Raw genomic sequence first — 8,086 nt, forward strand, 5'->3', positions numbered from 1 at the left:
AGCAAGGGGAGACCGCGCCAAACCCAGACGCAGCCTCCCCTCCCACCCCTGCGCCCGCACCATCCCCACACCCTGCCCCCACGACTCCCTAAGCCCCTGGACAAGCCCACCAGAATCTGGAGAAAAACATGCCCCGAGTCCACGTCGAACTATCCGTCGACGCCCCGGTCGACGCATGCTGGGACGCCGTCACGGACGTCGAGAGCTTCGCCGAGGCCATGGACGACGTCAACTCCGTGAAGATCCTTGAGCAGTCCTCCCCCGACCGGCGACAGACGGCCTGGTCCGTGCAGCTGAAGGGTTCAGTGCTGGAATGGGTCGAGTCCGAAAGTATCGACCACGCCTCCCGTCGCTTCGAGTTCCACCAAGTCCAGGGAGACCTGGCGTGCTTCGCCGGTCTCTGGACCGTGTGCACCGCCGACTCCGGCACGAGCCTGATCACGCTCGACGTCGAGTTCGACATCGGCATCCCATTGCTGGAAGACATGCTCAACCCGGTCGCCACCAGGGCTCTGCGGGACAACTCCGCCCAGATGCTGGCTGCTCTGGAACGGCGCCTGACCGGGCAGCCACGCTGATCGCCGCCGCCCCTCCTGGACCCGGCCATGACCGCGGCGTCCGCGAGCGTTTCGGGCTGAGAACCGCCCCGGCCTCGGCAAGCACCCAGGCACCACTGGTCGCTGCAGCGGCAGCATCGACCCGGACGCGGTGTACGAGATCGCCTACGAGATCCACGGCGACGAGTCCGGACCGGTCATCGAGACGGCCGAGCTGACGGACCAGACGAGCCTGAACTACCGGCCCTCGATGATCAGCACTGCTTCGGCGAGCACGAAGGTTTCCGTAGAGATCACCGACGTCGCCCCCCAGGGGTAGTGAGGCGGCACAGGCCGGACTTACAGCGGCCCCCTCCGGATCGTCTGGACGCTGTTGGTAAATCCGGGGCCTGCGTGACGACGGCCTGTACGACCCCGTTGGGGTTGTGCAGGCCGTCGTCGTGTTTCTGGGGTGGGTTCGTGTTGTTGCGTGGGGTGGAGTTGACGGAGATCCCGGAGGAGACCGTGCGGTTGGCGCGTGCGGTGTTCCCGAAGGGTTGTCCGGTGATGCGGGTACGGGATGCGCTCGGGCCGGTCTTCGCCGACGCCGACTTCGAGGAGCTGTTCCCGGTGCGAGGGCGTCCGGCGGTGTCGCCGGCTCGGCTGGCGCTGGTGTCGGTGCTGCAGTTCACGGAGGGGCTGACCGACCGGCAGGCCGCGCACGCCGTCCGCTCGCGGCTGGACTGGAAGTACGCCCTGTCGCTGGAGCTGGCCGATACCGGGTTCGACTTCTCCGTGCTCAGCGAGTTCCGGGCCCGGCTGGCCGAGTCGGACGAGGGCCGGGCGGTGTTCGACGCGGTGCTGACCGCCGCCGGGGAAGCGGGGCTGGTCACGGCGGGCAAGCGGCAGCGCACGGACGCCACTCATGTGCTGGCCGTGACCAGGGACCTGAGTCGGCTGGAGTTCGTGGTCGAGACGCTGCGGGCGGGGCTGAACCAGATTGCCGAGGCGGCCGGGGACTGGCTGATGACAGTGGCGGCGCCGGAGTGGTTCGACCGCTACTCGGCCCGGCCGGAGGACAGCCGTTTCCCCTCCCGGTGGGCCGCCCGCGTCGAACACGGCGACCAGTGCGGGGCCGACGGCATGGTGCTGCTCCAGGCCGCCTGGTCGGCGTCGGCACCGCCCGGCCTGCGGCATCTGCCCGCGGTGGAGTTCCTGCGTCAGACCTGGGTGCAGCAGTTCCACCAGGTCGACGGGGCCGTGCGCCGGCGGGAGCCGAAGAACACCCCGCCCGGTCTGATCCGCTTACGCACCCCGCACGAGCTCGAGACCAAGACCGGGGCGAAACGGGATCTGGGCTGGTCCGGATACAAGGTCCACCTCAGCGAGACCTGCGAGCCCGGCGTCCCGCACCTGATCACCCACATCCACACCACCCCGGCACCGGTCAACGACGACGCCGTACGCCCGGCCGGCTGGGAACTTCAGTGCCCGCCCGTCGTCCACTCCCTCGGCGGCCGCTGGTGGCTGGCACTCCCGGACGGCACCGGCCAGCTCACCGACCCCACACTCCTCGCGGCCGCGTTCGGCCCGGGCGGCTACCGGCCCGAGGAGACGCAGGTATGAGCACCGCCACGCAGTCGGGGCAGCTGGCCCTGCTCGACCTGCCCGTCCCCGCTGAGTTGACCGCCGCCCAGATGCGCGGTGCGCACTGCGTGTGGTGCGCGGCCGAACTCCACGGCGCCACAGCCGTAGACCTTGAACCCCGCCGCGACAGCATCAAGGGCGTTCCCGGCCGCTGGTACCCGCGCGGCTGCCGGCGGTGCACCCGCAAGCCGCTCCTGATGCTGGTGCGCACCCACCCGGGCACATGCGAGCAGTGCACGGACGACGCCTTCCTCTGCGAAACCCGCCGCGCCCTGCGCTCTCTGACCTTGGAGCTGCGCCGATGACTGCGAAGACAACTGCTCCACCGATGACTGCGCTCGGGGCGAGGGCGGCCGGCTACTGCGGGAAGTGGTATCCCGGCCAGCGCGGGTTCTGCACCTGCCCGCCCCATGCGGACAAGCGCCACGTCGACCACTACACCGGATGGCCGGGCGCAGCCGTTCGAAAGGTGCCGGTTCGGGCTCTGGCGGGCATGCAGTACCGACGGTACCATTGGTACCATGTCGCACCCCAAAGCCATGAACCTGCGCTTTCCCGATCCGGCCCAGCGCGCCGCGATCGAGGCCGCCGCAAAGCAGGAAGGCGTCAGCCTGCAGGAGTACATCCTCTCGGCCGCCTACGCCCGTGCCACCGCCGTGGAAGAGCGCTTCCTCGACGCGTTCAGGGCATCAATGACCCACAGCGGCGACGCGTTCGCGGAAGGAGCAGGCACGGCCGATCCCGGCGCGGAGCAGCGCGCCGCGGAGCTGGAGGCGCGGCGTGATCTTGAGGAGCAGCAGGAGCGGGGTCACGCAGCGTGACCAAGAACGATCCGCTTCACCCCCTTGATGTGGCCTTCCTTCTGCATGCGGCCGAATTGTTGCCGGGTGATCCCCAAGTGGACGACTACGGTCCGCTCTATGCGGCGGTGGCCCGGGTCAACGCCCGGGCGATGGAACGCGACATCTACGGCTCCGTGTATCTCAAAGCGGCCGCACTACTCCAGACGCTGGCAAAACTGCCCTGCCTGGAGGACTCAGGCGAGGCCTTCGCCTGGCACTCGGCTGAGGCGTACCTGGCCCTGAACGCATGCCGCCTCGACTACCCGCCCAAAGAAGCGGTCACATTGGTGCGGGACGCTGCCTCGGGCACACGGGGAGTGGGACTGATCGGCCGTCAACTCCGCGCGTGGAGCGTTTCCTGACCCGGCGTAACCAGCTGCCCTTCTTCGCCACTGACGGAGCGTGCGGGGGCGGGGCGGTTACCCCAGGCGCTCGATCGGACGCCGCTCCCACGCGATGTCAGCACGTTCCAGTGGGCGACCGGCCAGCCGATGAGGACGGCGCGGCCCACCACGGAGTTCACCGAGACCGTCCCGCCGTAGGCGGTGTTCTGGTGGGCGCGGGAGTCTGCAGAGTTGTCCCGGTGGTCACCCATCACCCACAGACGGCCCTTGGGCACGATGACGTCGAACCGTGTGTCGGAGGGAGCGTTGCCGGGATACAGGTAGCCCTTCTCGTTCAGCGGAACCGCATTGACCGTCACCCGCCCTTGCGGGTCACAGCACTTGACGTGGTCCCCGCCGACCCCGATGACCCGCTTGATCAAGTCCGTCTCGTTGTCGGAGGGCAGCAGGCCGATGAAGGTGAGGCCTTCTTTGAACTGCTTGATCACGATGGGATCGTGCTTCCTGGCCGTCTGCTCGCCGGCGAGCCAGCCGCCCGGGTCGCGGAAGACAACGACGTCCCCGCGCTGCGGCTCGGAGCCCAGCCACGGGGTGAACTTGTCGACCAGGACGCGGTCGCCGATGCGGATCGTCTGTTCCATAGAGCCCGAGGGGATCACGAACGCCTGGGCCAGGAAGGTCTTCAGCAGCAGGGCCATCAGCACGGCCACGCCGACGATGAGAGGTACCTCATGGACGGCTGAGCGCCTGCGCTTGCGTTTGACCTTGCGCCGCAGCTTGCTCCGCTCCGTCCGGGTACGGCGGCGGAGCGAGCTGGCGATGCGCCGGGATCCGGTGGGCAAGGGGTTTTCCTCGGCGTCAGCGGACGAACCACGTGGCCTGCCTCGGTTACCCATGCGCGCCGACCTCATCCGGCACGCGCGCGCAGGTGCCGGGGCGGGCGCGATGTCTCCGGTGGCGGTAGCACCGCGCGATCCGGCAGTGGGGCCGGGCCTTCACACATCCGCCGGGGACCACATCGCCGCCCGACGGGCTCAGGCGGCTGCGCGAGCGGCTGGAGCCACTGTGGTGCTCGTCGAGGACGCATCGGGTTCCGTCGGGCACGACGACGTGGACGGGTTCCCCGAAGGGTCCATCGCCAGAGTGGAGGAATGTCGACTCATCGACCGATCGGCCGTTCACCTCGATCCTCCCCTCATCGCAGAACGCGTTCGCTGCAGACGGCGTCTCCGACACCCCGGTGTCGTTGAACGCGACGGCATCGCCGCGCCGAGGCAGGCACCGAAGCCGTACGCAACTCTCTGTACGAGAACGCGGTCGCCGTTCCTCAATCCCCGTTCCATGGATCGGTCCGCAACGGGCCTTCTGGTGCTGGGGGGCGGCTCCACCTCTTGTGGCACCGCGAAGACTCCCAGACCCGTGCCCCGCGCTTGGTGCGCTCGTCCGTCCGCAGAGCGGCTTCACCGTCCAGGTCACCAGCGACAAGCTCAAGACGCCCGTCAAGGCGGACGACGGCACCATCACCGACGCCGTCTCCGAGACCACGTGAACCGGTGGCGAGATCGGCCCGGGTCCGTACGAGGGCTTCGACGTCGCTTTCGGCCGACTGCCCGACGAAACTGATCATTTGGCCCTAAAAACTCTCCAGACCTACTCCGACGGCAGGACCGTCCGCTGGATCGAGGAAGCCCAGGGCGGTCAGGAAACGGAGAATCCGGCGCCGGTGCTGACGCTGACCTGCAAGGCCACGGACGCCGGCACGACTCGGCCGTCCACGCTCGTGGCCATCGAATCCCCTGAGCTGAGGTGAAGTTTCCCCGCGATCTTGGACACGGTGCTGTTACGCCGCGAGGGCCTGATCTTGCCGATGGCGCAGGCGCGTCTCGTGGGGCGTGAGGTAGCCCCAGCGGATGTGCCTGCGCAGGCGGCGTCTGTTGTAGAAGGTCTCGACGAAATCGAAGATGTCGGCACGCGCGGTGGCCCGGTCGGGCCAGAAGCGGGTGCCGATCTCCCCTTTGAGGACCGCCCAGAAACTCTCCGCGGCGGCATTGTCGAAGCAGCTCCCGGTCCGGCCCATGCTTTGCCGGTGCCCCAACTCGCCTATTCTGGCGCGGAGTTGCCCAGAAGTGTATTCCGAACCGCGGTCACTGTGGATCACGCAGCCGGGTTCCAGGCGGCCCAGCGCGGCGGCCATGTCGAGGGCGTCGACGACGAGTTCGGCGCGGTGATGGCCGGCCATCGAGTACCCGATGACCTCGCGCGTGGCCAGGTCCAGCCAGGAGGCGAGGCAGAGCCAGCCCTCGGCGGTGGGGATATAGGTGATGTCCCCGACGATCTTCGTGCCGGGGCGGGTGGCGGTGAAGTCGCGGCCGATCAGGTCCGGCGACGGGGCGGCCTTGGTCAGGCTGCGGCGCCCGGTGCGCCGGCTGTGCCCGGCGATGCCGTGCTCCCGCATGACCCGCTCCACCCGTTTGCGGTTGACCTCCCGGCCCTGCCGGCGCAGTTCGGCGGTGACGCGCGGGACGCCGTAGTTCCGCCGGGACGCGATGTGGATCACGGCAATCTCGTGGGCCAGGGCCTCATCGGCCCGCCGCCGCGCTTCGCGGGCTTCCCGTCCGGCCACCCACGCGTAGGCCGTTGACAGACCGGGCGGTCTTCAACGCCTTGCACAGCAGTGTGATGGGGTAGTTCGCCTTCTCCGCGTGGATGAACCGGCATATCGCGCTCACCGGTCACTCTCCTTCGCGAAGAAGGCGGTCTTAGATTCAACCGGTCAGAGCAACAGTGCTGATTGAGGGCGGTATACGTGGCGAGACTGGGTCGGCCGGGGATGTCGGATGAGATGAAGGCCGACCTGTGGCGGCGGTGGAGGTCCGGGGAGTCGATCAGCGTCATCTCGAGACAGATCGGCAAACCGCCCGGCTCGGTGTTCACCGTCCTCAAGCACCACGGAGGAATCGCTCCCGCGCTCCGCAAGGCACGCGCTGGAAACCTGACCTTGGGCGAGCGGGAAGAGATCTCACGCGGACTTTGTGCCGGCCATTCCTACCGGGCGATCGCCGGCCTACTGGGGCGTGCGGTGTCGACGATCAGCCGTGAAGTCGGCAACAACGGCGGACGCGACGTCTACCGGGCAATCGCCGTGCAGGAACGGGCACTTGACCGCGCCCGGCGCCCGAAACAGTGCCTGCTCGCCGCCAGACCGGCGCTCAGGCAGAAGGTACTGACCCTGCTCTGCGAGGAGTGGTCACCCGAGCAGATAGTCGGCTATCTGCGTCGCTATCACGGCAATGACCCGGCGATGGAGATCAGCCACGAGACGATCTACCGGTCGGTCTACACCACTCGATGGAAAGTGATCCCCCGCGAGGTCTGCAAACGCCTTCGCACCGGCCGCCCGATCCGGAAGAACAAGCGACACACGGTGAAGGGGCAATGGCGCTCGCAGATCACCGATGCCCGGCCGATCGGGGAGCGCCCCAGGCCGCGGAGGACCGCAGCGAGCCCGGGCACCTGGAAGGCGATCTGGTGATCGGCTCGAACAACAGCCAGGTCGCCACACTGGTCGACCGCAAGACGCGGTTCCTCACGGTCGTGAAGCTCGCCAGCCGCCACACCAACGTGGTCGTTCCAGCTCTGGCCGAGACATACACACGCATGGACTCCCGACTACGCGGCACGCTGACCTGGGATCGCGGCATGGAACTGGCCGCCCACAAGCGTCTCAGCGCTGACACCGGCGTCGACGTGTTCTTCGCAGCTCCGCGCAGCCCCTGGCAGCGCGGCACCAACGAGAACACCAACAAGCTGCTCCGGCAGTACCTGCCCAAAGGGACGAACCTCTCGACGTTCAGCCAGGGCGATCTTGATGCCATCGCGGCGAAACTCAACAACCGCCCCCGCAAGTGCCTGGGATTCCGCACCCCGGCCGAGAGTGTTGCCTTGACCGGTTGAATCTAAGGTCGCTCTTTTCAAGATCTCGATCGTCTTCGCCTGCTCGGCGGTCAGCTTCCGCAGCCGTTTCAGCTCCTCGTCTCGAGCGTCGCCGCCCGGCCCCGACAGCCCGGCACCGGGCTCGGCCTCTTGGTCGGCGCGGTCCTTCTTCACCCAGCCCCTCAGGGACTCCGAGCTGATCCCGAGCTCCCGGGCGACCGCCGTCACCGTCCGGCCCGACGACCGCACGAGCACGATCGCGTCGCGTCCCGCTTGCACTCATCCGAGTACCGCTTTGTGTACTTGCTTCCCACCTGGCACTGCTTCCTCGGGAACCTCAGATCCCAGTCTCCAGGTGTCCACGATCAAGGGGAAGCTTCACTCCCACAGTGGGCGGCGGGCTATCCCAGATCCGCGAGGAGCTGGGATAGCCGCAAAAGGCCCGGCCCCGCCCGGAAGGAGACCACTCTCAGGTGCGGTAGGCGTAGTACGCGGCGTTGGGGTATGACGCGACGAGGCTGGCCACCGACCTGTTGTAGGTATTGGTGGAGTGGTACGTCACGTACGGCGCGCCTTGCGGGCTGCGGTAGGTGACGATCATGGAGTGGTCCTTGGACCCGTCCTTGTTGAAGTCCATCTGGAGCACGTCACCGATGTCCAGCTGGTAGACGTTGGCGAGGCTGGTGACTCGCTTGGAGGACAGGGCGAACCAGGAGAACTCGTTGACGCCGACGAACGAGTCCGACTGGATGTCGGCGTTGCCGAACCACTTGTGGAAGTCGTA

General features: G+C 67.9%; 11 protein-coding genes and 2 pseudogenes. 9 read left to right on the forward strand and 4 right to left on the reverse strand.

What is annotated here, in order from left to right; translation table 11 throughout:
• Positions 1-128 precede the first annotated feature (128 nt).
• The 6 genes from ABZ471_RS46505 to ABZ471_RS46530 all read left to right on the forward strand — a co-directional run bounded on the left by ABZ471_RS46505 (position 129) and on the right by ABZ471_RS46530 (position 3,387).
• Entirely contained in the window at positions 129-578 is a 450-nt protein-coding gene (locus tag ABZ471_RS46505; RefSeq protein ID WP_359075211.1) for an SRPBCC family protein, read from the forward strand.
• Between the two features lie 130 nt (positions 579-708).
• On the forward strand, positions 709-876 hold the full coding sequence (locus ABZ471_RS46510) for a hypothetical protein (protein WP_359075212.1): 168 nt from the start codon (positions 709-711) through the stop codon (positions 874-876).
• Positions 877-1,016: 140 nt separating this feature from the next.
• Complete coding sequence (locus ABZ471_RS46515; RefSeq protein ID WP_359075213.1) at positions 1,017-2,162, forward strand: transposase; 1,146 nt, start codon at positions 1,017-1,019, stop codon at positions 2,160-2,162.
• On the forward strand, positions 2,159-2,488 hold the full coding sequence (locus ABZ471_RS46520) for a hypothetical protein (protein WP_359075214.1): 330 nt from the start codon (positions 2,159-2,161) through the stop codon (positions 2,486-2,488). Before ABZ471_RS46515 ends, ABZ471_RS46520 begins: the two co-directional genes overlap by 4 nt.
• Before the next feature lie 216 nt (positions 2,489-2,704).
• Positions 2,705-3,004 (forward strand): DUF1778 domain-containing protein, encoded by a 300-nt coding sequence (locus tag ABZ471_RS46525; protein WP_359075215.1) that lies wholly within the window; start codon positions 2,705-2,707, stop codon positions 3,002-3,004.
• On the forward strand, positions 3,001-3,387 hold the full coding sequence (locus ABZ471_RS46530; RefSeq protein ID WP_359075216.1) for a fic family toxin-antitoxin system, toxin component: 387 nt from the start codon (positions 3,001-3,003) through the stop codon (positions 3,385-3,387). Before ABZ471_RS46525 ends, ABZ471_RS46530 begins: the two co-directional genes overlap by 4 nt.
• Here ABZ471_RS46530 and lepB read toward each other — a convergent pair.
• Positions 3,360-4,265, reverse strand: coding sequence for a signal peptidase I (lepB, locus tag ABZ471_RS46535; RefSeq protein ID WP_359075217.1), 906 nt, complete (start codon positions 4,263-4,265; stop codon positions 3,360-3,362). The genes ABZ471_RS46530 and lepB overlap by 28 nt on opposite strands.
• Positions 4,266-4,792: 527 nt before the next feature.
• On the opposite strand from lepB, the pseudogene ABZ471_RS46540 reads away from it, so the two are divergent.
• Positions 4,793-5,125: pseudogene (locus ABZ471_RS46540) on the forward strand (DUF1775 domain-containing protein); the annotation flags it as partial.
• A gap of 84 nt (positions 5,126-5,209) precedes the next feature.
• On the opposite strand, the gene ABZ471_RS46545 reads toward ABZ471_RS46540, so the two are convergent.
• Positions 5,210-6,013, reverse strand: coding sequence for an IS3 family transposase (locus ABZ471_RS46545; RefSeq protein ID WP_359075221.1), 804 nt, complete (start codon positions 6,011-6,013; stop codon positions 5,210-5,212).
• Between the two features lie 198 nt (positions 6,014-6,211).
• On the opposite strand from ABZ471_RS46545, the gene ABZ471_RS46550 reads away from it, so the two are divergent.
• Both ABZ471_RS46550 and ABZ471_RS46555 read left to right on the forward strand, forming a co-directional pair.
• Positions 6,212-6,901, forward strand: coding sequence for a helix-turn-helix domain-containing protein (locus ABZ471_RS46550; protein WP_359075218.1), 690 nt, complete (start codon positions 6,212-6,214; stop codon positions 6,899-6,901).
• Complete coding sequence (locus ABZ471_RS46555) at positions 6,898-7,323, forward strand: IS30 family transposase (protein ID WP_359075219.1); 426 nt, start codon at positions 6,898-6,900, stop codon at positions 7,321-7,323. The genes ABZ471_RS46550 and ABZ471_RS46555 overlap by 4 nt, the downstream gene beginning before the upstream one ends.
• Positions 7,324-7,380: 57 nt before the next feature.
• Here ABZ471_RS46555 and ABZ471_RS46560 read toward each other — a convergent pair.
• A pseudogene (locus ABZ471_RS46560) lies at positions 7,381-7,581 on the reverse strand (transposase); the annotation flags it as partial.
• A 190-nt stretch (positions 7,582-7,771) separates the two neighbouring features.
• Positions 7,772-8,086 (reverse strand): amidase domain-containing protein (locus tag ABZ471_RS46565; RefSeq protein ID WP_359075220.1); only part of this gene is annotated, 315 nt, incomplete at its 5' end.

Origin of the sequence: Streptomyces sp. NPDC005728 (genome assembly GCF_040630895.1) — a bacterium.
In the GTDB taxonomy this organism is placed as follows: domain Bacteria; phylum Actinomycetota; class Actinomycetes; order Streptomycetales; family Streptomycetaceae; genus Streptomyces.